23 protein-coding genes and 1 pseudogene are annotated in these 25,374 nt (G+C 62.5%); 7 read left to right on the top strand and 17 right to left on the bottom strand.

From position 1 onward, the window contains the following. Nucleotides 1–162 precede the first annotated feature (162 nt). The 3 genes and pseudogenes from LPA36_RS19465 to LPA36_RS19455 form a co-directional block, all read right to left on the bottom strand. Nucleotides 163–759 carry a DUF1120 domain-containing protein gene (locus tag LPA36_RS19465; protein WP_228880165.1) on the bottom strand — a complete coding sequence of 199 codons (597 nt, stop codon included), beginning with the start codon at nucleotides 757–759 and terminating at the stop codon, nucleotides 163–165. Nucleotides 760–787: 28 nt separating this feature from the next. Continuing rightward, nucleotides 788–1,876: a fimbria/pilus outer membrane usher protein gene (locus tag LPA36_RS19460; protein WP_228880163.1), complete on the bottom strand. Its 1,089-nt coding sequence runs from the start codon at nucleotides 1,874–1,876 to the stop codon at nucleotides 788–790. A gap of 55 nt (nucleotides 1,877–1,931) precedes the next feature. Continuing rightward, nucleotides 1,932–2,522, bottom strand: a pseudogene (locus tag LPA36_RS19455) (fimbria/pilus chaperone family protein); the annotation flags it as partial. A gap of 345 nt (nucleotides 2,523–2,867) precedes the next feature. Between LPA36_RS19455 and LPA36_RS19450 the strand changes: the two are divergent. Then, nucleotides 2,868–3,704, top strand: a complete 837-nt coding sequence (locus tag LPA36_RS19450) for a hypothetical protein (RefSeq protein WP_228880161.1) — start codon at nucleotides 2,868–2,870, stop codon at nucleotides 3,702–3,704. A gap of 63 nt (nucleotides 3,705–3,767) precedes the next feature. Here LPA36_RS19450 and LPA36_RS19445 read toward each other — a convergent pair whose 3' ends face one another. Then, the gene (locus tag LPA36_RS19445; protein ID WP_228880160.1) at nucleotides 3,768–6,272 is read right to left on the bottom strand and encodes an autotransporter outer membrane beta-barrel domain-containing protein; all 2,505 of its coding nucleotides are present in this window, start codon (nucleotides 6,270–6,272) and stop codon (nucleotides 3,768–3,770) included. Between the two features lie 294 nt (nucleotides 6,273–6,566). On the opposite strand from LPA36_RS19445, the gene LPA36_RS19440 reads away from it, so the two are divergent. From LPA36_RS19440 to LPA36_RS19430, 3 genes are all read left to right on the top strand, one after another. Further along, nucleotides 6,567–7,244: a DUF1120 domain-containing protein gene (locus LPA36_RS19440; RefSeq protein ID WP_228880159.1), complete on the top strand. Its 678-nt coding sequence runs from the start codon at nucleotides 6,567–6,569 to the stop codon at nucleotides 7,242–7,244. A gap of 354 nt (nucleotides 7,245–7,598) precedes the next feature. Next, nucleotides 7,599–8,261: a DUF1120 domain-containing protein gene (locus LPA36_RS19435; RefSeq protein ID WP_228880158.1), complete on the top strand. Its 663-nt coding sequence runs from the start codon at nucleotides 7,599–7,601 to the stop codon at nucleotides 8,259–8,261. Nucleotides 8,262–8,733: 472 nt separating this feature from the next. Beyond that, complete coding sequence (locus LPA36_RS19430) at nucleotides 8,734–9,399, top strand: DUF1120 domain-containing protein (RefSeq protein WP_228880156.1); 666 nt, start codon at nucleotides 8,734–8,736, stop codon at nucleotides 9,397–9,399. Nucleotides 9,400–9,485: 86 nt separating this feature from the next. On the opposite strand, the gene flgL is transcribed toward LPA36_RS19430, so the two are convergent. The 12 genes from flgL to flgB all read right to left on the bottom strand — a co-directional run bounded on the left by flgL (nucleotide 9,486) and on the right by flgB (nucleotide 21,704). Then, entirely contained in the window at nucleotides 9,486–10,700 is a 1,215-nt protein-coding gene (gene flgL / locus LPA36_RS19425; protein ID WP_228880155.1) for a flagellar hook-associated protein FlgL, read from the bottom strand. A 14-nt stretch (nucleotides 10,701–10,714) separates the two neighbouring features. Continuing rightward, a complete protein-coding gene (gene flgK, locus LPA36_RS19420; protein ID WP_228880154.1) occupies nucleotides 10,715–12,712 on the bottom strand; it encodes a flagellar hook-associated protein FlgK in 1,998 nt (665 codons plus the stop codon). A 160-nt stretch (nucleotides 12,713–12,872) separates the two neighbouring features. After that, nucleotides 12,873–13,634, bottom strand: coding sequence for a flagellar brake protein (locus LPA36_RS19415; protein WP_228880144.1), 762 nt, complete (start codon nucleotides 13,632–13,634; stop codon nucleotides 12,873–12,875). A 272-nt stretch (nucleotides 13,635–13,906) separates the two neighbouring features. Next, nucleotides 13,907–14,836, bottom strand: a complete 930-nt coding sequence (flgJ, locus tag LPA36_RS19410) for a flagellar assembly peptidoglycan hydrolase FlgJ (protein WP_228880141.1) — start codon at nucleotides 14,834–14,836, stop codon at nucleotides 13,907–13,909. Between the two features lie 9 nt (nucleotides 14,837–14,845). Further along, a complete protein-coding gene (locus tag LPA36_RS19405; RefSeq protein ID WP_228880139.1) occupies nucleotides 14,846–16,048 on the bottom strand; it encodes a flagellar basal body P-ring protein FlgI in 1,203 nt (400 codons plus the stop codon). Nucleotides 16,049–16,050: 2 nt separating this feature from the next. Beyond that, nucleotides 16,051–16,761, bottom strand: a complete 711-nt coding sequence (flgH, locus tag LPA36_RS19400; protein WP_228880137.1) for a flagellar basal body L-ring protein FlgH — start codon at nucleotides 16,759–16,761, stop codon at nucleotides 16,051–16,053. Between the two features lie 41 nt (nucleotides 16,762–16,802). Next, a complete protein-coding gene (flgG, locus tag LPA36_RS19395; RefSeq protein WP_228880136.1) occupies nucleotides 16,803–17,591 on the bottom strand; it encodes a flagellar basal-body rod protein FlgG in 789 nt (262 codons plus the stop codon). A gap of 41 nt (nucleotides 17,592–17,632) precedes the next feature. After that, entirely contained in the window at nucleotides 17,633–18,391 is a 759-nt protein-coding gene (gene flgF, locus LPA36_RS19390; RefSeq protein WP_228880134.1) for a flagellar basal-body rod protein FlgF, read from the bottom strand. A 23-nt stretch (nucleotides 18,392–18,414) separates the two neighbouring features. After that, nucleotides 18,415–19,923, bottom strand: a complete 1,509-nt coding sequence (locus LPA36_RS19385; RefSeq protein WP_228880132.1) for a flagellar hook protein FlgE — start codon at nucleotides 19,921–19,923, stop codon at nucleotides 18,415–18,417. A gap of 33 nt (nucleotides 19,924–19,956) precedes the next feature. Then, nucleotides 19,957–20,667 (bottom strand): flagellar hook assembly protein FlgD, encoded by a 711-nt coding sequence (locus LPA36_RS19380; protein ID WP_228880131.1) that lies wholly within the window; start codon nucleotides 20,665–20,667, stop codon nucleotides 19,957–19,959. An 11-nt stretch (nucleotides 20,668–20,678) separates the two neighbouring features. Beyond that, nucleotides 20,679–21,107, bottom strand: a complete 429-nt coding sequence (gene flgC / locus LPA36_RS19375; RefSeq protein ID WP_228880128.1) for a flagellar basal body rod protein FlgC — start codon at nucleotides 21,105–21,107, stop codon at nucleotides 20,679–20,681. Nucleotides 21,108–21,215: 108 nt separating this feature from the next. Further along, nucleotides 21,216–21,704 (bottom strand): flagellar basal body rod protein FlgB, encoded by a 489-nt coding sequence (flgB, locus tag LPA36_RS19370; RefSeq protein WP_228880125.1) that lies wholly within the window; start codon nucleotides 21,702–21,704, stop codon nucleotides 21,216–21,218. Nucleotides 21,705–21,942: 238 nt separating this feature from the next. Between flgB and flgA the strand changes: the two genes are divergently transcribed. The 3 genes from flgA to LPA36_RS19355 all read left to right on the top strand — a co-directional run bounded on the left by flgA (nucleotide 21,943) and on the right by LPA36_RS19355 (nucleotide 24,355). Next, a complete protein-coding gene (gene flgA, locus LPA36_RS19365) occupies nucleotides 21,943–23,307 on the top strand; it encodes a flagellar basal body P-ring formation chaperone FlgA (RefSeq protein ID WP_228880124.1) in 1,365 nt (454 codons plus the stop codon). Between the two features lie 143 nt (nucleotides 23,308–23,450). Beyond that, nucleotides 23,451–23,810: a flagellar biosynthesis anti-sigma factor FlgM gene (gene flgM / locus LPA36_RS19360; RefSeq protein WP_228880123.1), complete on the top strand. Its 360-nt coding sequence runs from the start codon at nucleotides 23,451–23,453 to the stop codon at nucleotides 23,808–23,810. Between the two features lie 95 nt (nucleotides 23,811–23,905). After that, a complete protein-coding gene (locus tag LPA36_RS19355; protein WP_228880122.1) occupies nucleotides 23,906–24,355 on the top strand; it encodes a flagella synthesis protein FlgN in 450 nt (149 codons plus the stop codon). Between the two features lie 260 nt (nucleotides 24,356–24,615). Here LPA36_RS19355 and LPA36_RS19350 read toward each other — a convergent pair whose 3' ends face one another. Further along, entirely contained in the window at nucleotides 24,616–25,350 is a 735-nt protein-coding gene (locus tag LPA36_RS19350) for an RNA polymerase sigma factor FliA (RefSeq protein ID WP_228880121.1), read from the bottom strand. Nucleotides 25,351–25,374 lie beyond the last annotated feature (24 nt).

The following is a 25,374-nucleotide window of genomic DNA, read 5'->3' as shown; positions in this document are numbered from 1 at the left end:
CATGACTTGCATCAGGCGGATTTCTTTCATGATGTAGAGGTTGATCCGACGCACGACTCCGGTTGCCCTGTTAAGCGCATCCGGAAACGGCATCGCGGGTTTAGATGAAACAGAAACGCCGGCGCACACAAGCCGCCGGCGCAAAGATCGACAGTACGACTGTTACTGCGTGATGAGCTGGAACGATCCGTTGCTTTCGAGACTGGTCCGGCCCGCAACCCTCGCGTTAGCAGCAGGGATCCGCGGATCGACTTCAACCTGCGCCGAGAAGCTTGTGCCTTTGGCCGGGCGTCCGTCGACGATCGGCACGATCACCTGACCCGGCGCAAACTGTGCAATCGCCGCAGGGCTCGCCGGGATCATGCCGGCGCCGGCGCTGCTGCCCACCAGTGCGGGCCTTCCATCGACCTGCGCGCCCGTCATCCGCACGGTGACCGTGCCGCCATTGCCGAAGCTGTAGTCCGCTCCGTTCGCGCCGCTGCGAAAAGCCACGGCCATCGTCACCGGCATCCGGCAGTTCATGTTCAGCGTTAGCTGACGCTTGCCGAGACTCAGCGTCGGTGCCTGCGGGTTTTCGCCCTGAAGCTGATAGCGGGTGAATACACCGTAGTCGACCGAGCTATCGTTCACGGTCATCTGGCATTCGCCTGGGCCTTGTGCCTGCGCCGCGGTACAGCCGCCCATCGCGAGCAGTGCGGCGGCCGTGATTTGCGCAACGATCGTGCCCAGCGCGCGCACAGGATAAAGTTTGAGTTTCATGACGTTTCTCCTTCAGGAAAGCGTGGCCTTAACGGCACACGGCCTCTGCATTTTCAAAGTAGCTCTTCAGGTCGGGCTTTTCAGCCAGCTTGTATTCAAGCGAGCAGCGGTTGCCATCCAGATCCACAACCTTAAGCTCTTCACCCTCGTTTCCATTCAGGAAGATGTTGCCGTCGTCGAGTACGGTGGTGAGGTAGTTGTCGTCCTTGTCGAGCACGGACGCGTTCTTCGGCAGCACCTGACCGCGCTTGTCGATGGCGCGCAGCAGAATGCGGCGCACCTTGACGATGTCGAAGTTCACGTAGTTCACCGAGCCGCGACCCGGGTTGACCTGAGCAAATCCGTTACCGATATCGACGTTGCGCGGCAGCGTCTTGCCTGACACTTCGATACGGCTCGTCGAATATGCGGCTTCCGTCGGGATGACTGCCTGACCCCAGAAGTCCGTCCATACCGGACCTTGCGGCGTCGAAATCTTGACGCCCGCCACATCGCTCGTCTTCGCGATACCGAACGTGTCGCTCACCGGATACGGCGAGAACGTCACGCCATGCTTGTGTGCCACAACACCGCCGCGCAGTTCCGCGTTGTACGACGTCGAGTTCGTACCGTTTTGCGACACACCGACGTTCATCTGCGTGTAGTGCGGCGTAATCGATGCCGTTGCGCTGCTCGACGCCGCGCCGTTATTCGGTTGCAGTTCGCCGTTCAGCGTGTAGTTGAGTTCATCGCTGACTACTTCGCTATACGTTGCACCCACACGTGCATTGCCGTCCGTCGAGTTCACGTACGTCTTCACGCTGCGCTTGCCGAACGGAATCGTCGCCGTCAGGTAAATCGAGTTACCCGTGCTGCCGGACGCGCCGCCACCCAGTGCGTGCTCGATGTTCAGATTGACCGTCGCGTACTTGAACGTGCGACCCCACGAGCCGGTCACGCGTTGCGATGTCTGGCCGTTGAACAGGTTCGAGCGCGTGTAACCGGCAGTAAAGCCACCCAGCCACGGATGAAGCCACGCTGCCGATGCGGTGTACTGATCGCGATAGTGGTTGTCGTTCCAGTTCTGCGTCGTGTCCTGCGTCGTATCGGTCAGCGTGCGATAGCCGGGCGTCTGCATGGAAGCGGACGCGTTGAACGAGAGCGACTCCGTAATCGGCGTGCTGATCGACGCCGTTCGGCAGCACGTAGGGACGCGGCAACTCGACGTTCTTCTGTTGCGGCTGCAACTGCACCGTCTGTGCGAGACGCACGACATAGGCGCTCGGGTTTTCGATCGTCAGCTCGTCGCCGGTGATCGATACCTTCAGCTCCTTCCACGGTTCGCGATTGACTGCGAGACCCTTCGGGTGAATCACGAGCGGCAGATCCTGGCGGACGGTCATCGTCACGCGGGCGCCTGCTTTCGGATCACGCGGCGGAATGCCTTCGAAGACAGCGCGCTCGAGGCGCTCAACGGTCAGCGGCGTCTTGTTCTGCAACACGAAACGCACCGTCTGCGTCTGGCTGCCTTCAACGCGTGCAACCGGCGGCGTAACCACAACCAGGTTTTCCTGGTCTTCTTCGATGTGCGTCACCGACGTGTAGAGAAGCTGCGGTGTGCTCTCGCTGTTTTTCACGTTCATGGTCGCTTCGCCATCTGCTTCGTTGACGAGAACCACCGATGTTTCCGGCACCATGCCGGTTGCCATCGCGACGTTCGCAAAGCCCGCGAGCATGGCGGCAGCGACGACGACGTTACGAAGTTTGAAGTGGATCGATTTCATGATTGAAGCTCCTTGGGTTCGGTCGCCGCCTGAGTGCAACGACGTGTGTCTCGATGCATTGAGTTTGGAAGAACCGGGGAGTCTTCTGAATCGCAGAATCTTTAAATCTCGAATTAGTCCTTTAAAAAAGCGCTTTTCTGTTTTGAGGTTGCGCGATACACGCTCAACGCACTGCAAATTCATAAAACTACGATGGCGCAAGCACATGCAACTCCGTATGGTCAGCGGTCAAAATGCACATCTGCCCGGGGCCCCACGTTGCTTAATCCACCTTCATCCGATCCTGACAAACAACGTCAAATAATTCTTCACGCGGCGTACGCCGAAGCGTCCGCGCTTGACGGCATGCATCGCGACGCATTGAAGGATTTCTTCCGCGCGCCGGCCGCCATTCCGCTGCCAAGCGCTGCGCGACCGCTTTACTGGCTGGGACGTTTGCGTCAGTGGCGCGGTATCGATCTGAACGTGAACGAGGACACAACTGAGCCGGACTGGAACGCCTTGAGGAAGGGCGTTCTCGAAGCGCTGGCGGGCACCTACGCCCTTGCGATTTACGAAGACGTCTGGAGAGGTCCGCGCCGTCGTCAGATCTATGACCGCGATATGGCGTTGCTGATCGCAATGCTGGTAACACTTGGCTGGCCCGACCTTGCCGCGCACGTGCTCGAATGCTGGTTTGGCGGCAACGTCGATCACGCAGGGCGTCCGGTCCCGGGTGGCATTACAGGGATGATTGTCAGCGTGGCGGGTAAGGGGCTGAACGTACCGGTCGTGCCGTGCACGTTCCAGAAAGGCGAGGAATTGCTCGTCGAGGTCATCGATTCGTGGAACACGCCAGACTCCGTTTTCGCGCCGCTCGCGGAGCAACTTGCGGACCGGCACCTGTCACATTGCCGCCTCGATTCGGGGCAAATGTTGTTCGATTTCGATCACCCGGTTGAACAGGCGATGCCGATTGAACTGCTGATGCTGTTTCGTCTGCGCGGCGAGACCAGCATTCCCGATGTGCTTCTTGATCACGCTGCGCTTCGGCATCCCGCTGCTACGCTTGTCGAACCGCAGCCGCCTGTGCTTTCGTCGCGCTGCCGGACGTTTCTCGACTGCGTGAGTAGCGTGCTGCCCGATTGCCAGACACTGGATGCGGCGATCAGGACGCAAGCTTCCCGATTCACGGCGCGGTAGGGCGCTAAAAAAGAAGGCCGTCGTGAATATTCGCGACGGCCTTTCTCTTTAGCAGCTGGATCTTTACCAGACGTAACGCATTCCGCCCGTCAATGCCCACGGCTTCTCGATCTTGTCACCCTTCGAGTAGCTGTATTCGGCGAACAGATGGAATGACTTCTTGACCTGCGCAGTTACGCCGACCGCCAGTTCACCGCGCGGACCCGCGAGATCCGTCGCGAACTCAATGCCGTTCACGTACGCTGGATTGCTGTGCGCGAACTCGTTGATGAACGCGACTTTTGCGTAAGGCTGGATCACGCTGCCTTCGTTGAGCTTGAAATCCTTGCCCGCGGCGACGCCGATCTTTGCCTGCAACGACGCGTTGCGCCCGTTGGTGGCCTGCATGCCGTTATCAAGCGAGAAGCTGCTGCCGCTCGAGAACAGGCCAGCGAGTTGCACGTACGGTTCCACGAACCAGTTGTCCTGCACGCCAATATGGCGGCCCACTTCCAGCGAACTGCCAAAGCCATAGTTGACGTTGTTGCCATGCGTACGAACGCCGTCGCTCATCGTCGCGTCGCCGCGATTCGCGAAGCGGCTCGCCTGCAGCACTGCATCGGCGTAGTAACCGTCGTCGCGCAGCCACGTTACGTAGCCGCCGAGTGTCTGGCTTTCTACGACGCCGTCCGCGCCCGGCGCGAACGTCAGGTTCGCGTTCGTGTATCCGAAGCTGCCGCCAACGAGCACCTTGCCACCCGACACCACGAACTTGCGATCCCCACCGATTGCGACACCGCTCTGGTCCTGCGTGAATGGCTGGCCGGCCGCACTCGAAACACGATAGCTCGAGCCATAACCGCGTGCCCACGCACCGCTACCCTGTTCGTCGCGACGAAGTTCGCCCATGCGCGTGCGCAGAACATCCATCTGTTCATAAGCGACGGTGGCGGGCGCGGTGAAGAGACCCAAAATCGTCGCGGCCGATGGCGTGATCACTGGCTTGTTGTCCGGCGTGTTCGACGACGGCGTATCGGGCGTGTTGTCGGACGGATCAACCGGGTTGACTGGGTCGACGGGATTCACGGGATTCACCGCGGTGTTCTGCAGATACCAGTCGGTGCCCTGCTGCGCGAGACGATACTCGTAGACACCCGCGTCGACCTTGTCGCCCTTCAGAGAGAACGTCGCGGGGCCGCCTGCAGTCTGGACGACCATCAGCTTGCCGCCCGGTGCGTCGGGTTCGCGCCCGGTGTTGCGCACCTGCAGTTGATGTTGACCGGACGCCGAGCCTTGCACGTCGATCAGGTCGCCGTGCACGTCGCCGAGATCCGTGTGGATTGCGAACGTGCCCTGCCCGCTCAGATTGCCCGCGATGGTAAGCGTCTTGTCGACTCCATTGTCCAGCACCACCGTGCCGCCATTCAGGCTCAGGTTGCCGATCGTGTTGCTCTGGGTCAGATTCCACGCAGCGCCGTTGCTGACCGCGACATCGCCGACGCGAATCAGATTGCCCGTAAGCGTCGCGCCGTTCGTGAGCGAGACGTTGGCGCCGAAGCGATCATCAGCGGTCACGTTGCCCTTCAGGTTCGCGGCGATGACGTTGAAGTTCGCGGTACTGCCTGGCCCAACATGCAACAGGTTTCCGTCCGAGCCGTTCAACACGCTCGATCCCGCAACGGTGATATCCGTGTGACTCGCCGACGAGGCGAGAATCGCGGCGCCATTTGCGCCGGTGACCGACGTGTCCGTGAGGCTGATCGTGTTATTGCCAGTCGGCGCGCCCGGAATCAGTGCTACGGCGATGCCGTTCTTTGCGCCCTGCACAGACGAACCGCTATCGAGCACAACCGATGCGTCGCCGACCATCGTCACGCCGTCGCCAGTTGTTCCGGTGATCGAAGTGTTATGGCCGGTAAAGCTGGCGTTCTGCTGACGCACTTCCACCCCTTTCGGGCCGGTGATGCTGCTGTCGGTCGTGGTCATCTGTGCGCCGGCGCTAATAAACGCGCCGGTATTCGCGCCAGCTTCGACCGTCACGCGTTGCAGGTCAATCTGCGCACCAGTCCCGCCGATCACGCCCCATCCGGCGCTTCGGATGGTCCCATCGCTGACTGAAACCGTCGAACTCGTTTCCGCCTGAAGCCCGGCGTAGCTGTTGCCAGCGGTGCTTTCCAGCAACACATCTCGCAGCGTGCCCGTGCTGCCGTTTTTCAGACGTACCGCATCGCCAAGATCGCTGGCCGTGCCGTCGTTTCGGATGATCGTCTGGACACCTGGCGCCGATGCCGCGGCTACGTCGAGCGCGCCACCGTTGACGAGCAAACCGTGTGTGGAGATTTGCGCGCCCGAGTCCAGCAGGACCTGTGCGCCGGTGCCTGTGTAGCCGGTGCGCACGCCGTACACGGTCGCGCCCGGCTGCACTTCCAGCGAGGCGGCATTCTGAAGTTCGTAGTCGTCGGGCGTGGTCTGGGCGGTGACAACACGCGCGCCGCTGGGCACGAGAACGTATGCATGCGCGGATGTACCGGCAGCGAGGAGTGATACGGCGATCGCGAGGGGCGCGCGCCTGATAGGGAGAGAAAACATGAGAGTCCGTTCCGGTTGAGCGCTGATGCCTGCTCAAAGCGGAAGGCACGCGCGGAACGCGGATTCTGGACAGACCAGTCCGAGGCGTGAATCGTAGGTTTACTAATTATTGGCCGCGGGATCATTTCCAGTTTCTTCTGAACCTGCATAAACCATGCGTCAGGTCCTAACCTGCGATTTAAGGAAACTACGATTCAGAAAAGCGGAAGGACATCGCAGAATTCGTCTCAAGGACACGGCGCCAACACGACTAGCCGGGTTCTTGTTTCCTAAAACTCACTTTGAATGTAAATCATGAAACTCGTTTCCAAGCAAACTCTTCTGGCCGCCGTGCTCGCAGCTGCTTCGGTTGGCGCCTTCGCTGCTGATTCGGTCGACCTGAAGATCATCGGCACAATCGTGCCGCCATCTTGCACGCCGACGCTGAGTGGCGGTGGCGTTGTTGACTTTGGCAACATTCCCGCAGCTTCGCTTAGCCAGACCAGTCTTAACAAACTCGGAACGAAGACCGTCACGCTGAACCTCGCTTGCGACGAACCTACTGTGGTTGCAGTCAAGGCCGTCGACGGTCGCACGGGCTCTGCGGTCGCAGGCGCCGCTCAGTATTCAGACGGCTACACGTTTAGTGACGCCATGGGATTTGGGTTGGGTATGGTGGGCGGAAAGAAGGTGGGTACTTATACTTTGACATCTTCCGCTACGGTTGGGTATGCCGACGGCAAATCGACACCGCATGCGAGTTCCAACGATGGTGGCTCTACTTGGGACGCCAGCAGCGGCGTCACACACTATGCCATGAAAGCGGACGGTTCCCGGATTCAAGCGTGGGGATCTCCGACTCCTGGTGCCTACAAATCCATCAGCCAAATGTTCAACGTGACCGCGGTGGTTGACAAGGCCGCTAATCTGCCCGCTCTCAATCAGGTCGTGCCGCTTGACGGCCTGGCGACATTCTCGCTGGTCTATCTGTAACCAGCTGGCGATAGCACGAAAACGCGGTCGGAGCCCTGAACAGATCGACCTCACTGCGTGATGGATATCTTTCCTGACGGAGTCCCTCTCTCAGTGTGCGTAGGTCGCATCGTGTATCGAGCCCAATTACTCAATCACACGAAATTTCCTATGCTTCTTACCGCATTTTCAACGTGGCCCGTCTCACGTTGCAAGGCGATGTGGACCCTTTTGCGACATCCACCAACGTGAGCCGACACATTTAAAGAAATTGCGATTCAACAATCCAGAGCAATTTATCAAGATTCGGATCAAGGACACGGCGCGAAAAACCAGTCGAGTTCTTCTTCCTCACCAACTTTGCAAGAGATATCCATGAAACTCGTTTCGAAAAACACTCTCCTCGCTGCACTCTTCGCTGCTGCGTCGGTCAGCGCATTTGCAGCTGACTCGGTCGACCTGAAGGTTATTGGTCAGATCACGCCAGCGTCGTGCACGCCGACATTGTCTGGTGGCGGCGTTATCGATCTGGGCACGATCAGCGGCGGCACCATCGCCGCGAATGCCTTCACGAACCTCGGCTCGCACACGAGCGCACTGACGATCACCTGCGACCAGCCTGCTCGCGTGGCAGTGCATGTGGTCGACGACCGCGCAAGCAGCGTCGTGCCGGGTATCGCCAGCACGCTCGTCGCAGGCCTGACGGACGCCGACGCGTTCGGTCTCGGCACGGTTGGCACGGCCAACGTCGGTTCGTACACGCTGGGCTTCAGCGATCCGACCGCTGACGGCAACGCAGGCAACGGCGCGATCTCGCTCGACAACGGCACGACCTGGGCCGTCGCAACGGACGCGAACCGCAACCTGAACACGAACAAGCTGGCAACGGCATCGGATTCGAACGGCGTGCCGAAGGCATTCACGACGATGACGACCAACCTGAACGCAACGATCGGCATCAACAAGCGCAGCGCGCTGCCGGCATCGCAAGACGTGCCGCTCGACGGCCTGGCAACCATCTCGATGGTCTACCTGTAATACGCAGCAGCATGTGAGCCGGCAACGCATTTTCCGGCAACACGTGGCAAGCGGGCCGGCTCTTCACAGCTCCGGCCCGCTCTCACATCCAGACCACAAAAACACCTGCATCAACACCTGGTGTAGTTCAACAGCGATGTTTTCTGGATCTGGGGAAGCCATGTTGCGCGGACTGTGTGGTCGCATTGAGCAACTCAAGCGGGAGCTTGCCGTGGTGTCGCATCTGTGGCTGGCCGGTCGCACATTCCCGGAAACATATTGAGGAAGCGACCTGTTTCGTGGGCACAGTCCGCCAATGACGAGAATCGATAAGCTTGCTCGCCAGTGCAGTTACGACCGTTCATGTGGTCGCCACGATTTCAATGAACCACTATTCGGCAACGCGATGCGAATCGCCAGAATTCAACTCATGAATTCGGCGCAACTGAATTAGTCGCGTTCTTTTTGCTGATCAACCTACAAAGACCTAAAGATGAAACTCATTTCAAAAAACACCCTTCTGGCCGCCCTGCTGGCCGCAACGTCGGTCGGCGCCTTTGCGGCCGATTCGGTTGACCTGAAAATCATCGGTACGATCGCGCCGACGTCGTGCACGCCCACGCTCGCTGGCGGCGGTGTCGTCGACTTCGGCACGATCCCGGCCTCGACGATCAATGCAAATAGCTTTACTAACATTGGCACAAAGACGACGAGCGTCACCGTCACGTGCGACGCACCGGCGGTCATCGCGATCAAGCTGCTGGACAATCGCGCATCAAGCCTCGCGTCGGGCGTCGTCCACTCTATCGACAGCAACCATTACGATGTCGACGGCTACGGCCTCGGCACGGTGAACGGCATCAATATCGGCGCCTATGTAGTACGGATGTCTGGTCAAGGGACCGGCGACGGCGCCGCAGTCGACAATATCTGGAGCGACAACGCGACGACCTGGACCAAGGCATCGACCGCAAGTGCCGTCTCGCCGACGAAGGAATTCCGTTCGTGGGCCACCCCGGGCACCCTGACACCCGCCGCTCATACAGTTTTCAGCCAGAACTTCTCGATCATGGCTGGCGTGAACAAGGGCAGCGCATTGCCGCTGAACCAGGACATTCCGCTCGATGGTCTCGTCACATTCTCGATGGTCTATCTGTGATCGGTTAGCGCTTTCGTAAAACAGGAGCGGCCCGGGTCTTAACAGACCCGGGCCGCTCCCACATCCGCACTACGCAAACCACCGAATCAATTCCCGATGTAGTTAAACAACGACATCTTCTGAATCATCGAAAAGCCCTGCTGCGCCGCCTGCAGCGAGAACTGCGTCATCGTGTATTTGCTGATCACCTGCGTCAGGTTCGTCTGCGTCAGGTCCGCCAGGTTGCTCTGCGTCTGCAGGTTATTGCTCTGCGTGACCGTCTGCAACGCCGTCACTTCGTTTTCCCGTCCACCCACCGATGCCTGCACCGTGATCACGTTGTTCAACGTGTTCGCGAGCTTGCTCATCGCCGTCGCCATCGCGTTGTTCAGGTTCGCCGTGGCGGCCGCGCCCGTCACCGGCGTCTGCAATGCCACCACTGCCGCATCGATGTTCGCGAACACGTCCGTGCCTGCCTGCGTGGCCGGCGTCACCGAGAACGCATCGCCCGCTGCCGGCGCGCCCGAAATCGCGACACTCTGACCACCCAGCGTGATCGCCGTGCCCGACGTGAACGTCTGCGGTCCGGTGGTCGAACCCAACGTCAGGTCCGTCACCGTGTACGTGGTCGGGCTCGTGAAGTTGATCGTGTACTTGTCGGCGTTGGTCGGATCGGATGCGTTCGTCGTGCTCACCGCGCCGATCGTGCCCGACCCCGTGTTGGCCGCGTTGCCAGCCGGAATCGAGGTCGTGCCAGTCGGCGAAACGCCGAGGAACACCGTCGCGCCGTTGTCGCCGGATGCGATCTGGCGGGTACCCGTCACCTGCACGTTCTGCACGCCGCCGTCGCCGTTGTACTGCACCGCACCCGCCGCGTTCGTGCCGAACGGCTGCGACGTGGTCTGGAAACCGGCAAACAGATAATTGCCCGAGCCGTCCGTGGCGTTCGCCTGCGACAGCAGTTGGGCACGCAGGCCCTGCAGTTGCGTCGCGAGCGCGCTACGGTCGCCGTCGTTCAGCGAGCCGTCGCCGGCACGCACGAGCAGCGTATTGATGTTCGTCAGGATGGTGTTGACCGTGCCGAGCGTCGAATCTTCCGCCTGCAACGAGGAGAGCGCCGTGTTCTGGTTGCTCGAATACTGCGACAGCGTCGCGCCCTGCATGCTCAGCTGCACCGCCTGCGCGGCGCCCACCGGATTGTCCGACGGCGTCGAAAGGCTCACGCCCGTCGACAGTTGCTGATACAACTGCGTCAACTGGCTTTGCTGATCGTCCATCGTCTGGACGTTCATGCCGAAATACTGGGTCGTAGAAATGCGCATATCCGTTCAACGCCTCAATTAAAGATGCCGAGGATGGTCTGGAACAGCGTGTCCGCGGTCTGGATCACCTTGCTGTTCGCCTGATACGCCTGCTGGTACTGCAGCAGGTTCGCGGCTTCCTCGTTGATGTTCACACCCGAAACCGATTGCTGGGCGGTCGTGATCTGCGTAACGAGCGAGGCCTGCGCCGTGTTCTGCGCCTCGACTTCGTTCGTCTGGTTACCGATGTTGTTGACGTAGTTCGCGTACGCGTTCGTCAACGTCACCGTGCCGCCGTTCAGTTGCTTCGCCGTCACCAGCGCGGACAGCAGTTGGGCGTTACGGCCGTCCTTGCCGCCACCGCTGTTCGCCGCGATCGTGAATGTGTCGTTGTTCGAAGGCGTGCCGCTCAGGGTCACCGTCACGCCGTTCATCCAGCCACCCGCCGGCGGAGCGCCCGTGCCGGCGTTGATCGTCAGCGTCGCGCCCGTCGCCGGGTTGTACGGCACGCCCGTGCCGGCCGTGGCGATCGTGACCGTCGTAGGCGGCGTTCCGCCGATCGTGACGACCGACCCCACCGGGAAGCCGGTCAGCTGGCCCGTGCCTGAGTTGTACGTGAGCGTCGTGGTCGAGCTCGGCAGCGTGTAGCCCGCCGACACTGAACCCTGCGTGATCTGGCCGGAGCCACTGTTGGTCGACACGATCGAAGCCAGCACCGGCGCCGAAGCCGCGATTGCCGAGCCGTCGGAAGTCGTCAGCGCGAAATTGTTGAGTGCGCCGCGTGTCGGCTGGATCGTGAACTTGTCGCCCGCGTTCATCGTGCCGGAAACCGAAAGCTGCAGGCCGCCGATCGGCGATGCAAGGCTCGTCGACGTGCCGACGACGTTGCCCGTCGCGGAATCCGTCAGCGTGTAGTTCGTGCCGTCGAAGGAGAGCGTGTAGTCGCTTGTCGTCGGTTGCGCGGCGTTCGCGAATGTTGCGCTCAGCGTTGCCGTGCTGGTGTTCTTCGCGTTGGCGTAGACGGTCGGCGCGCCAACCGTGAACAGTGCGCCGCCCTTGCTGCCCGACAGGTCGATACCGAGTGCGTTCTGCGCGTTCACCTGCGCGGCAAAGCTCGTGGCGATCGCGCCAAGCTGGGCTTCGGCCGGATCGAGCGACTGGCTGCGGAACTGGAGCAACCCGCCAAGCTGGCCGCCGATGTTCGAAGAGTCCGACAGGAGCTGTGTCGGCTGCGGCGAAGTGGCACCGGCGAGACCCGCGAACGCCACCGACAGTTCAGTCGGATCGCTGGGCGAAGTCTGCGTCGCCAGATTGAAGCTCTTGTCGCTCATCACGAGCGGCTGGCCGTTGGTCATGAACACGTTGTAACCGCTGCCGTTCTGTACGACCTGCAGGCCGACAAGCGACGACAGGTTCGACACCGCGAGGTCGCGCTGGTCGAGCAGCTGGTTAGGCGGCTGGCCGGAGGTGCTTTGCACGGCGATCTGCGCGTTCAGCGCGGCGATCTGCGCGGTGTAGGTGTTGACCTGCGCGACGGTGTCGGTGAGCTGCGTGTTTACGCTCTGGCGCAACTGGTCGTACTGTTCGCCGGTGGCGGTGATCTGGTCGGCAAGCCCCTGCGCGTTGCTCATCGCGCTCTGGCGCATCGAGTTGTCGGACGCGTTGTTCGCGACGTTCTGCAGACCGGTGAAGTAGCTCGTGATCGCCGTCGAAATACCCGAGGTCGGGCTGCCGACCAGGTTGTTCAACTGCGAAATCATGCTGTAGTAAGAAGACAGGGAACCGGCGCCCGTCTGCGCGGTGTTCAGCTGGGTCGCGAGGTACGTGCTCCACTGACGCTGGACGGTTGTGGTCGACACGCCTTGCGGCAGATATCCGGAACCGGTGTACTGTCCGCTCGTTTCCGAGTAGACAGGACGCTCGATCGAATAGCCGGGCGTGGCCTGGTTGCTGATGTTCTGGCCGGTCGTCGTCAGCCCCCATTGGGCTGCGTTGAGTCCGCTGAGGCCGATGCTGAAAAGGTTACTGGACATGCGTCATCCTGAGAGGCGACGCTGATGCGCCGCCGAGTTGACTGAACATCATGTATATCGGCCCACGCGCGAAAACATTGAGGGCCAATTGCGTTGCGCGAAGCGATTTTCGCGGGTGCTGCGCGGGTGATTCAGATGCCGCAGGCCGGCGCCGCAAGGCTCAGGCGCGCACCAGCGAGCGGCGCTTCATTTCCAGCTGCGTGATAAGCCGTTGCAGCGTGTTTTCGGCGTTGCCCGGCAACGTGACAAACCGGAAACCGAGTTGATAGCCGGCGGCGCCGTTCGGCCGCGTCAGCGCGCGATGCGAAACGAGTTCGAGATCGAGGTACAGCGTGCCGAGCGCGCCGAGAACCAGCTCGCAGTCGTTGAATACCGCGCCCATCGGCAGTTTTGCGACGCGCTCGTCGTTCGTGCGCATGCCGACACCGCCCAGCGACAGGTCGTGCACTTCAAAGCGGAACGGGCTGCCATCCTCGAGATGGCCTTTGCAGACGTACGGATTGAGCACGGGCGCGTCGACGCGGAAATATTCGCGGCGCTGCACGTAGAACAACACTTCGGGGAATTCGGACACGAAGGCCGGACGGCCTTCGAACTCGGTTTCTCGCGGCGTGGCGGTTGAGAACTCGACGCGCACGCCATCCGGCGACGCGTGAAAGCGGCCGCGCGGCGCGGCCAGCAGACCCTCGTTCTGCTCGGGAAGACCACCCCAGTCGAACGTGAACGTGCGGGCGCGCACGTCGACATCGAGGATCTTCGTGACGAGCTGGCCGCCCTTGTACTGCACGGTCAGAAAGTCGCCACGGGTGACGAGGTTACGAAGCTGGACGCCGATTTCCAGCGGATTGCGGCGGCCGAAATCGTTACCGCTTCCGGGGTCTTCCGCCTGATTCTTGTCGCCGTTCGACTGGTTGGTATCCATGTTCTTGCCAGTATGCCTTTGTTGCGGGCGGTCTACCGGGCGGGAGGGCGGCCTTTGAAGCGAGCCGTCGTCCGTCGCCTGTCAACGCGCGTTCAACCGGAATGCTTTCGTTCCTTTCCGGTATCGGGTGTAACTAATTAGCGGCAGCGCGAACCCAAAGTTTAGGGCGCTCCCGCTAATTTTTCCCGGCAACCGTTTAATTCGCGGCGGCCCGAGGCGCTGGCACTGCGCACCAGGAAGCCGCGCGCCATCGCTCGGCCCTACGCCCTTTTTCAACCCATCTTCTGCATGATCGAGATCAGTTTTTTCGCGTAATGTGGGTCCGTCGCGTAGCCGGCGCGCTGCATGCCGGTCGCGAAACCGTTCACGTCGCGCGAGGTGTTGAGCACCTGCGCGTAACGCGGATTCGACTTCAGCATGCTCGCGTAATCGGTCATCGCCTCGGCGTACGAATCGTACGCGCGGAATTTCTCGACGACGCGTTGCGGCTTGCCGTTTACGTATTCCGTCGTCACCGTCGACACCGTCTTGCCGGCCCAGTCCTTCGTCGCCTTGATGCCGAAGACGTTGTGGCTGGTCGAGCCGTCCACCTTCTTGATCTCGTTCTTGCCCCAGCCCGATTCGAGCGCGGCCTGGCCGATGATGAAGCGCGCCGGAATGCCGGTCGCCTCGCTCGCGGCCTGCGCCGGTGCGGCGAGCCGGTCGACGAATGCGTCGACTTTCGGCGAGCTGCCGTCACCCTTCACCGGCGGCGTCAGGGCGCTGTTTGCCGAATAACCGCGGCCAGATTGCAGCGCGCCGTTGTTCGCCGGATTCGCGTATGCCTTCGCGAGCGCGTTGAGCGCGGCGTTGTTGCCCGCATTCGCGTCGCCTGTCTGCATGCCGGAATTGCGCATGAGCTGCTTCAACATCGCGTCTGCCACGCCGATGCCCTTGTTCGACAACTGCTGCGAAAGCTGCTGGTCCATCATCGACGTGAACGTGGCCGAGTCGTGCGAATCGAACGGACCGTCTGAAGGCGTCGCGTCACGCATGCTTTTCAGCATCATCTGCGTGAACACGGCGTCGAACTGCTTCGCCGCCGACTTCATCGCTTCCTGCGGCGAGTTCTTTGCCTGCGCGCGCAGTGCGTCGAAACCCTGTACGTCGAGCGCAAACCGCTGTGACAGGTCGTTTGCTGCGCTGGTGGGATCTGAATTCATCGCTGTTCCCTAGATGATTTCGAGGTCGGCGCGCAACGAGCCGGCGGCCTTCATGGCCTGCAGGATCGACATCAGATCCGCGGGCGTGGCACCGAGGGCGTTGAGCGCCTTGACGACTTCGGCGAGGTTCGCGCCTGCGCTCACATACTTGATTGCGCCGTTGTCCTGCTTGAGCTGGATCTGCGACTGCTGGGCGACCACCGTCTGTCCGTTCGAGAATGCGCCCGGCTGGCTCACCACCGGCTGCGTATTGACGATCACCGAAAGATTGCCGTGCGCGACCGCGCAGTTCTGCAGCGTCACCATCTGGTTCATCACGATCGAGCCGGTGCGCGCGTTCAGGATCACCTTCGCCGCGGCCTGCGCCGGCTTCACATCGAGGTTCTGCAACTGCGCCATGAACGACACCTGCTGCGCCGGATCGGCCGGCGCACGCAACTGGATCGTGCGGCCGTCGAGTGCCACCGCCGTGCCGAAACCAAACGCGTTGTTGACTGCCGACGTGATGCGCTGCGTCGTGTCGTAGTCCATGTCGTTCAGTTCGAGCTGCATCGTGCCCGACTGCGAAATCGTGGTCTGCACCGCACGTTCGACGATCGCGCCGCCCGTGATGCGGCCCGCCGCAAGCTGGTTGACCTGAACCTTGCTGCCGTTGGCGCTCGCGCCCGCACCGCCCACGGCCATGTTGCCCTGCGCGAGTGCGTACACCTGACCGTCCGCGCCCTTCAGCGGCGTGAGGAGGAGCGTGCCGCCGCGCAGGCTTTTCGCGTTACCGAGCGACGACACGGTGACGTCGAGCGCTTCGCCGGGGCGTGCGAACGGCGGCAGCGTGGCCGTCACCATGACGGCGGCGACGTTCTTCAACTGCATGCTGGTCAACGACGACGAGCCGCCCGTATTCTGGCCCGCCGACTGGTTGTTGATCGCGATGCCGAGGTTTGCGAGCATGTTCGCGAGCGTCTGCGTCGTGAACGGCGTTTGCGTCGTCTGGTCGCCTGTGCCGTCTAGACCGACGACAAGGCCGTAGCCGATCAGCGGGTTGTCGCGGACGCCCTGGATCGACACGAGGTCCTTCAGACGCTCGGCATGCGCGACGGGCGTGCTGAGCGGCAGCGCCGCGCACGCCAGCGCGAAGAGCGCGAGCGCACGGCAGGCGTGGCCGAGGCGTGAGGTGCGCGTTGAGCCCGCGCGGCGAAAAAGTGCGGAGCTCATGATCACCACGGCGCGAGGTTAAGGAAGAAGCGTTGCAGCCAGCCCATGTTCTGGGCCTCGTTGATATAGCCCTTCGCGGAGTATTCGATCTTGGCGTCGGCGACCTGGGTCGAGTACACGGCGTTCAGGCCGGAGATCGTGTTCGGATTGACGACACCCGAAAAGCGCACGAACTCGTTACCCTGGTTGATCAGCATCTGCTTTTCGCCGCTCACGTTCAGGTTGCCGTTCGGCAGCACGCTCGTCACCGTTACGGTGATCGTGCCATTGAACGTGTTCGACGCATTCGCGCCGCCCGCACCCTTGAACGTGTTGTCGCCGCTTGCGTCGATGTTCAGCTTGCCGAAAAAGCCGCCGAGAAAGCCGGCTGTCGGCACGCCGAACTTCGTCGTGCCGTCGCGGCTCGCGTTCGCAGCCGACGACTTCGTCGCGTTGATGTTTTCTGCGATCACGATGGTCAGGATGTCGCCGACATTGCGCGGCCGCTGGTCTTCAAAGAGCGGCCGGCCCGCGTAACCCGGATTGAAAATCGAGCCGGGCGTCTGCTGCACGGGCGGCAGGGGCGGAACGGCCGTCATCGGCTGCTGGATGATCGGCTGCGTCGGCACGAGTCCGCAGCCGCCAAGGGCGGCCGCAAACGTGCCGGCGAACGCGAGCAGCAGGGCTCTGCGCGCGCCGCGCGTGATTGCCGGGATACGTGTGAAGTGCGACATCGTGATTACCGTCTCTGTTAACCCTGTCATTTACCGACCGGTCAGACCGGCATCTGGCTCAGGGTTTGCAGCATCTGGTCGGAGGTCGTCACGGCCTTGCTGTTGATTTCGTACGCGCGCTGGGTCTGGATCATGTTGACCAGTTCCTGCACGACGTTCACGTTTGACGCTTCCACGTAACCCTGATTGAGCGCGCCCGCGCCGTTCAGGCCCGGTTGCGAGACGATCGGCGCGCCCGATGAGGAGGTTTCCGCAAACAGGTTTTCACCCTTCGCGTCGAGACCGGTCGGGTTGATGAACGTGGCGATCTGCATCGAGCCGATCTGCGTGCTCGTGCTCGAACCCGCCTGCGTGATCGACACCACACCATCGCTGCCAATGGTGAGCGACGTGGCGTTCTGCGGAATCGTGATGGCCGGAATGACCTGATAGCCGCTCGACGTCACGAGCTGACCCTGCGCATTCGTCTGGAACGAGCCGTCACGCGTGTACGCATTCGAGCCGTCCGGCATCAGCACCTGGAAGAAACCCGCGCCGTTGATCGCGACGTCTTTCGAGTTGCCGGTCTGCTGCAGGTTGCCCTGCGTGTAGAGACGCTCGGTTGCGACCTGCTGCACGCCCGTGCCGACCTGAAGGCCCGACGGCAGTTCGGTCTGCTGTGTGGAGTTCGCGCCCGGCTGGCGGGTGGTCTGGTACAGCAGATCTTCGAACACGGCGCGCGAGCCCTTGAAGCCATTGGTGCTCACGTTCGCGAGGTTGTTCGAGATCGTGTCCATCTGCGCCTGCTGCGCATTCATGCCGGTTGCAGCGATATAGAGTGAGCGGTTCACAGTGTTTCTTCTCCTGAGTGCAGGCGTGCCTGCAGTCCGTATTAGCTGAAGTCGAGCAGCTTGTTGGCCGACTGTTCGTTCTGGTCGGCGGACTCGATCATCTTCGTCTGCATCTGGAACTGACGCGCGTTGGTGATCATCGAGACCATCGCCGCCACCGGGTTCACGTTGCTGCCTTCCAGCGCGCCTGCCGTGACCACTACGTTCGGATCGGCGTCGGCAGGGTTGCCGTCGCTGGTGCGAAAGAGGCCGTCGTCGCCGCGCGTCATCGTGCCCGGCGCCGGGTTCACGAGCTTCAGCTGGTCGATGATCGCAATCGACGTCGGCGGATCGCCCGGCGTCAGCGCGGAGATCGTGCCGTCCTTGCCGATCGTTACTTCCGAATCCGGCGGCACCGACAGCGGGCCGCCATTGCCGACCACCGGCAGGTTGTTCGCGGTCACGATCTGACCGTTCTGGTCGACGTGCAGGTTGCCTGCGCGCGTATACGCTTCGTTGCCGTCGGGCGTCAGCACCGACAGCCAGCCCGGGCCCTGAATGGCGACGTCGAGCGGGTTGCCGGTCTGCTGGATCGGGCCGGGCGTGTAATCCGCGCCCGGCGTCGACGACAGCACGAAAGTGCGCGTCGTATCGTTGTTGATGGTGCTGCCGTCGCCGAACGCCATCGGCACGGCCCGGAAGGTCGCGAGCTGCGCGCGAAAACCCGTTGTCGACGTGTTCGCGAGGTTGTTCGCGACCAGTGCCTGCTGTTCGAGCGCCTGCGTGGCGCCCGACATCGCGGTGTATATGAGCCGGTCCATGATGGTGTCGGTGCGTGCTGCGCTTACAGGTTGATCAACGTGTTATCGACGGCCTGCTGGGTCTTGATCGTCTGCGCGTTCGCCTGGTAATTGCGTTGCGCCGTGATCAGGTTCACCAGTTCGCTCGTCAGATCGACGTTCGAGTTTTCCACCGCGCCGCCCTGCAGCGTGCCGTGGTTCGTGCTGCCCGGCACCGAGATCTGCGCGACGCCCGAAGCGGCGGTTGCTTCGTACTGGTTGTTGCCGAGATCGACGAGACCGTTCTGGTTCGCGAAGTTCGCGAGCACGATCTGGCCGAGGGCGGCCGTCTGACCGTTCGAATAGTTACCCGTGAGCGTGCCATCCGTGCCGATCGTGAAGTTCGTCAGCGTGCCTGCCGCGAAACCGTTCTGATCGAGCGCGTTCGTGCCGTCCTTGCTGCCGAACTGCGTCGTGCCGTTGATGTTCAGCGTCATGCTTTGAGGCGTGGCTGAACCGTCCGTGGTCGGAATCGTGAAGTTGAACGCCCCTGCCACTGCGGTCGGAGCAGCTGGCACAGCCGGAGGCCCCGGCAGCGCCGGCGTCAGGGTGCTTTGCAGATTGCCCGAGCTGTCGAACTGCGCTGTGCCGATCTTCGAAGCCGTACCGGTCGAGACGCCCGCGTACACGTCCCACGAACCGGCGGCCGTCTTCACGAAGTACATGTTGACCTGCTGCGAGCCGCCGAGCGAGTCGTACACGGGCACCGAAGTCGAGTAGCTGTAGGTCGTGTTGTCGTTCTGGTTGAACGTCACGGGAGTCGGCGATACGGTAACCGTGTCCCCGGCCGCAGCGGTGCCGTTAAGCGTCACCGTTTCGCCGTTGCCGAGTTTGATCGGTGTTCCGGCGGTGTAGGTGCCCGAACTCCCGTCGCTAACGGTGTAAGTACCCCCGGCACCAAACGTGATCGTATAAGGGTTGGCGTTGGTGCCCGCGGCGCCGTTGGTAATCGTCGCGCCACCGCTTGTGAGCCCGGCGGAGGTTATCGCCACGCCCGGCGTACCAAGAACCAGGTTGTCCTGCGCGTTCAGGTTCAGACCGGCCGTGATCGTCGTCGTCTGGGTCGGCGGAATGTTCGCGGTCGGCACCTTCAGCGGCACCGTGTTTGCCGAGTTGATGATGCCGTTTGCGTTCGCGGCATACCCCATCAGTTGCAGGCCATCGGCGTTGATGATGAAGCCGTTCTTGTCGAGCTGGAACACGCCGTTACGTGAATACGTCAGCGAGCCATTGTTCGACATCTGGAAGAAGCCGTTGCCGTTGATCGCGACGTCGAGCGCCTGGTTCGTCGTGGTGATCGTGCCTTGCGAAAACTGTTGCTGCACCGAAGCGAGGCGCGAACCGATACCGATCTGCGTGTTCACTGCGGTGGCCACCGAATTGGCGTACATGTCGGCGAACTGCGCCGAACCCTGTTTGAAGCCCACGGTATTCGCGTTGGCGATATTGTTGCCGATCACATCGAGGTCGCTCGACGCGCCAGCCAGACCGCTCAAGCCTTGTTGATAACCCATGACATTCTCCGTATCTGAAGTATCTGGATGCAGTTAGATGACAGCGGCGATGGACGTCAAACCGACCGTGCTGCCCGTCGACAGCACGAGACCTGCCGTGCCGTCCGGTTGCTTGACCACGCCCTGAACAACGCCGGCGGACAGCGTCGTTGCCGTCGCAGCCTTGCCGCCAACTGTGCCGCTCGCGGTGATCGTGTAGGTGCCGTCCGGCAGCGGGTTGCCTGCTGTGTCTACCGGCGTCCAGCCCACCGGCACCGTGCCCGCCGACTGCTTGCCGAGATCAAGCGTGTTGACGATCGTGCCCGCCGCGTTCTTGATCGTGATCTGCAGATCGGACGCATCGTTCGCAAGCGTGACGCCGAAGCCGGTCGCCTTGGCGCTCGCAACCTGGAACGTGTTGCCCGGAGCGAGCACCGTCGAACCGATAAGGTTCGCGGCCTGCGTCTGCTGGCCGGCCGTCAGTTGCGTCGAGAGCGACGTAAGCGACGTGTTCAGCTGGCTGATACCCGTGACCGTGTTGATCTGGGCGAGCTGCGACGTCATCTGCGAGCTGTCCATCGGGTTCGTCGGGTCCTGGTTCTTCATCTGCGCGATGAGCAGTTGCAGGAACGTGTTCTGCAGGTCGGTGCCGTTCGTCGCGCTCGAAGACGACGAGGACGACGAACTGCTCGTGCCGTTCATCGTGTCGAGCAACGTCTGCGAGACGGTCGCGCCGTTGTTGCCAATGGTGGTGTTGGTGGTCAAGGAAAGGCTCCTCAGGTTCCGATCGTTAGCGTTTTCAGCATCAGCTGTTTCGCGGTATTCAGTGTTTCAACGTTGGCCTGATACGAGCGCGAGGCCGAAATCATGTTGACCATTTCCTGCACCGGGTCCACGTTCGGCAACGTGACGTAACCGTCGGCGTTCGCGGCCGGATTGCCCGGGTCATACGACGTTTTCATCGGCGTCGGGTCATCGACGACACCCGTCACCTGGACGCCGCCGATCTGCTGGCCGGAGCGCGTGCGCGCGCCGCCCGCGATCGGGCTGACGCCGAACACGACCTGCTTGGCCTTGTACGGCTGGCCGTCGGGCCCCGTCGTACTGTCCGCATTCGCCAGGTTCGACGCCGTAACGTTGAGCCGCTGCGACTGCGCGGACATCGCCGAACCGGCGACATTGAAAATATTCATCAGGGAAGGCATGGCTTCTCGACCTCTCTTGCCGGTGTCCGGCTATTAATCCCGTAGCGTGTGGTTTCTGGCGGTGCTCAAATCAGATGCGGTAAAGCGTGATGTTCCTGCGTGCCCTGCTTACGAGCCCGACGTGATCGCCGAGAGCATGGTCTTGATCTGTTGCGACAACACCGTCATGCCCGACTCGAAGTGCAGCGAGTTGTCGGCGAAGTGCACGCGCTCCGCGTCGAGATCGACGGTATTGCCATCGAGCGACGGTTGCGTCGGATTGCGGTACGCGACTGTGCCGAAGTCGTCGGTCGGGCCGCCGGTTGCCTGCAGGCTCTGCTTGCCCGGCAGGTGTCCCGGCGCCGTCGAGACCATCGACATGCCGCTCGTCACGCCGGCGGGTTGCGTCATGGCGAGCGTCGAACTGTTCGACGCGCCCTGAACGGCGCCGGTCTTCTTCAGCGCACCCGCCAGCGACGACGCGAAGTCGACATCGCGCGCCTTGTAGCCGGGCGTGTCGGCGTTGGCGATATTGGAAGACAGCAGCTCCTGACGGTAGGCGCGCACATCGAGCGCCTGACGGCCAAAAGCGAATTCGGCATCGAGTTTGTCCAGCATTGATCTTTCCCCATGACGGTCCGGGGCTTCCTGATCGGCCGATGTGCGCTTCGCACGAGGCGCAGCGAACGAAGAATGGCGACCATGAAGGCCTTTTTGCATGTGGTGCATCTTAGGGGCCGTGCGCAAGCGGCAATCGGACGAATAACCGGGGAAGGGGGCCTCTATTCAACGTTTGCCTGAGAGGGGCGCTCTCTAGAATGCGATTCGTACCAGTGCATTTCGATGGAGAAACACCATGTCCCTGTCCGCTTCCGTTCTCCCGCACACCGCGCGTCGTGCCGGCGCGGGCGCGGGCGCCGCGCGGACGCTCGTGGCATGGCTCGCGCTCGCAGCCGGGGCGAGTGGCGCGATGCTGCCCCTGCACGCTTTCGCGGAAGACGCCGGTGGCCCCATCGCCATTGCGGGCCCCGCCGAGACGAATCCGGCCGCGCTCGCCGCAATGACCGAGCGCCTGAACACGCCGGCACCCACGACAGTCGTGCAGCGCGCACCGTTTGGCGCAACATCGGCGCCGACAGGTCCCGCTTCGTCGAACGACCGCAACAACGTCGACCGCTTCGCCAATGCCGCACGCGCGGACGGTGCGATCGTCATTCCTGGCGCCGGTGAAGCACCCGCCGCTGCGCCCGCCCAGGGCGTGATGCGCGTCAGCATGCGTACGGTGATGCCGGTTGTCGTCGCACCTTCACAGCCCGTCGTGCGCACCACTGCGCCGGCACAGCCCGTTACTGTGAACCCGCCCGTGGGCAATGCCGCATCAGGCTTCGATACGCTCGCCTCACGCGGCGAGCCGCCCCAGCTCGGCGCCAGCGCCGCCAACGCCGCGCGCGCCGTGAACGCTTACGCAGCGGCGCGCAGCGCACCCACTTCGCAACCGAAGGTGCAGGCGGCCGCGTTGCAGACGGTTCAACCCGTCCAGGCCGCGCAACCCGTACAACCCGTACAACCCGTACAACCCGCACCGCCCGTTCCCGCCGGCCAGCAGGACGGCGAAGCCGTCCGCCGCGCCGCGCTCGCGTTCCTGCAGCAGCAGGTCGTCGGTCTGCCGGGCAAGGTCGAGATCACGGTGGCGCAAGTGTTCCCGCGCGGACTCGCCGCCTGTACGACGCTCGAACCGTTCATGCCGACGGGCACGCGCCTCTGGGGCCGCACGACCGTCGGCGTGCGCTGTGCGGGTGAACGTCCGTGGACGATGTACATGCAGGCACGCATTACCGTGCACGCCACCTACTACGTGGCCTCGCGCGCGATGAATCCCGGCGAGACGCTCACCGCCGCCGACCTCGTCGCGCGTGACGGCGATCTGACGATGCTGCCGCAGGCGATCGTGACCGATCCGTCACAGGCCGTCGGCTCGGCCACCACGATGCGCGTGGCCGCCGGACTGCCACTGCGCGTGGACATGCTGAAGAGCGCGTCATCGGTGACGATCGGCCAGACGGTGAAGGTGGTCGCGCAAGGTCAGGGTTTTGCGATTTCGGCGGAAGGCAGTGTGATGAACAACGCCGCGCCCGGCCAGCCGGTGCGGGTCAAGACCGCCGGTGGCCAGGTGATCCAGGGCATCGTGAAGGACGGCGGAACCGTCGAGATCCAGCTCTAGTTTTCGGGGCCGGATGGGGGAACGCCGGGGCGCAACAAGCGCCAGACAGGCAGGAAGAAGACCGGGAGCGGGCGGGATCGATTGAGCTAAAGTTTCGATTTGCGAATGCCGTTATTAGATTCAAATCGTTCAGGAAGCCAATCGTGAAAGTCGATTCCACATCCAATTCAGGTCTGCCGGCGTTGAAAGACGCCGTGCAGCGTGCGCAGCAAGGCGGCGATGCCGCTCCGGCGAGCGCGGGCACAACGGCTGCGGGTGCAGCAGCTGCGGCGGGCGCAGGCAGCACGTCGGGCGACGCAAGCGTCAGCCTGTCGGGGCTCGCAGCCCATCTGCACGGCCTTGCCACTTCTGGCTCGGCTGACATCGATACGGCGAACGTCGAGTCGATCCGTCAGGCGATCAAGGACGGCACGCTGAAGATCGACACCGGCAAGATTGCCGATGGCGTGCTGGAAACGGCGCGCAACCTGTTGCAAAAGAAGAGCCCGTCGGCCGGCAACTGATTGACGCACCGGTGCATGGTGCGCCGCGTGCCGGGCGGCGTTTGTCAAACTGGGTCCGCGTGCAACGCGCGGACCAGCGTGTCTAGCGAGTTGTGATGAAAGACGCCCTGCTTTCTACTGTCATCGACGAATATTCGACCGTCGAAGCTTTTGCCTCGGTTCTCGCCCTGGAAGAAAAGGCCCTCACCGCGGTTGAGCCGCTTGAAACGCTCCCGCCTATCGTCGAAAAGAAGACCGAACTGGTCGGCAAACTCTCCACACTGGAACAATTGCGCGACGCGCAACTGGCTGAGCTCGGATTTCCGGCCGGCTGGCAGGGGATGGAACTCGCCGCCGGCACCGATGCGCGTCTCGCCGCGCAATGGTCGCTGCTGCAGCAGGCCGCCGAACGCGCGCGCCGCTCGAACACCCTGAACGGCTCGCTGATCCGCACGCGGATGGACTACAACCAGCGCGCGCTCGAAGCACTCAACATCGCGGTGAGAACCGAGCGCGTCGGGTTCTACGGCGCGGACGGACGCATTCCGGCGAGCAACGGGCTGTAAGCCCGCAACATCCGCCTCGCTTTCTGAATCTCTGGATTTGCGCCACGCGCGATGCGTGGCGTTTGCGCTAACCGGCAGCCTTGTGCTGCCGGTTTTCGTTTGAGCGCGACCTTTGCGGTCGATGCGCAGTGTGAGCCACTTCGACATCCCGCCCGCCGGACTTCAGCGGGCCGTGCAGAACCTCCGACTGAAAACGCAACGCGGCGCCCGGAGCGCCGCGTTACATCCTGCCAAGGGCAAAGCCGTGGAACCGGCTGATATCAACCTGCTTCCGCCCCCGCCCACGCCATTTCGCGCAGCCGTGTGCGCAGTCGCGCGACCGCCTGGCTGTGCAGCTGGCACACCCGCGATTCGCTGACCTCCATCACCGCGCCGATCTCGCGCAGGTTCAGCCCGCGCTCGTAGTACAGCGACATCAGCAGCTTTTCGCGTTCCGGCAGACGGTCGATGGCTTCGACCAGCGCCGAGCGCAGGCTGTCGTCGAGCAGCGCCGACAGCGGGTCCGAATGATCGACGCAGTAGCGGTCGAGGAACGGCTCATCGTCGGCCGAGCGATCGAAATCCTCGTAATAGATCAGCTGGCTGCCGTGCAGGTCCTGCAGCATCGACTGATATTCGTCGAGCGGCATCTTCAGGTGATCGGCGATCTCGGTCTCGCTCGCCGAGCGGCCCAGATTCTGTTCGACCTTGTGCACGGCCGTTTCCACCTCGCGCGACGTGCGGCGCAGGCTGCGCGGCAACCAGTCGTTGCTGCGCAGCTCGTCGAGCATCGCGCCGCGAATCCGCTGGCTGGCATAGGTTTCGAACTGCGCGCCCTGATCTTCCTTGTACCGGCTAGCCGCATCCAGCAGGCCGATCATGCCGGCCTGGATCAGGTCGTCGAGATCGACGCTCGCCGGCATCTTGGCGACGAGCTGCAGGCCGAGGCGCCGCACCAGCGGTGCGTATTTTGCCAGGACGTCGGCCTGGGAGATCTTTCCCTGAGCGTTGTACATCGTGCTCCCCTTGTCTCCGCGCTC

The sequence above is a fragment of the Paraburkholderia saeva genome (assembly GCF_907164555.1).
Lineage (GTDB): Bacteria > Pseudomonadota > Gammaproteobacteria > Burkholderiales > Burkholderiaceae > Paraburkholderia > Paraburkholderia saeva.
This window is presented reverse-complemented; position numbering and strand designations above follow the sequence as displayed.